This window comes from Oleiphilus sp. HI0086, from assembly GCF_001635225.1.
Genome location: NZ_LWFZ01000226.1, coordinates 1 through 701, shown reverse-complemented (window position 1 = coordinate 701; position 701 = coordinate 1). Strand labels below are relative to the sequence as shown.

Below are 701 nucleotides of genomic sequence, written 5' to 3'. Positions count from 1 at the left end.
GGCTAATAGAACTTATAGCGCTAACTATCTAAGTTAATTAGTAATATTCGTATTAATATCACAATTAATCACATTCCTTTGGTAGGTACTTCAGATAGTTTTGGTCTACACTAAAACTATCTGGGCTCACCGGGGTTCGCATAACTTCTGTTCGATTTAGCATGACTACATGCACACCTCCCGAGCTCATCATCAAATTCGCGACGTAGGATAGACCATGGCCAAGAAAGATGAAGTGGAGCACGAGCCACTCACTGAAAAGCAACGAATTACTGCTCTGGAAGAGAGTGTCGGGACGAACAAAATAGTACTACTGGTTGTCGCACTCTTACTAATCGTGATTATTTCTGTTTCGATTACAGTAATAACGATCACCGTCTTCGGAGATGAAGAAGAAGAGTCCGTCAACCTTGAAGTCGTTGAAGAGCTACAGCTACAAATCTCGGAATTGACCAGCCAAAACGAAGCTCAAACTCAACAAATAAAGAGCCTTAAGAAAATATTACCCGTTATCCAGGATCAACTGGGCAATACAAGCAACCTTAAATTGCTTAACGTGGTGATGGAACAAGAAAAAGGTAATCAAGAATTTCTAGAAGCCTTACGTACCGGCATGTATGACCTGGCTCACATGCTACCTGGCTCACGTACCTGGCTCGAAGTTTACGGCGAAAAAGTTGATTTAGCCGAAGCTCATAGCA

Annotated in this window: 1 protein-coding gene; it reads left to right on the top strand. The window is 41.9% G+C overall.

The window, feature by feature from the left end; translation table 11 throughout:
- Positions 1 to 217: 217 nt before the first annotated feature.
- Positions 218 to 701 (top strand): hypothetical protein (locus A3756_RS02955; protein WP_068552913.1); only part of this gene is annotated, 484 nt, incomplete at its 3' end.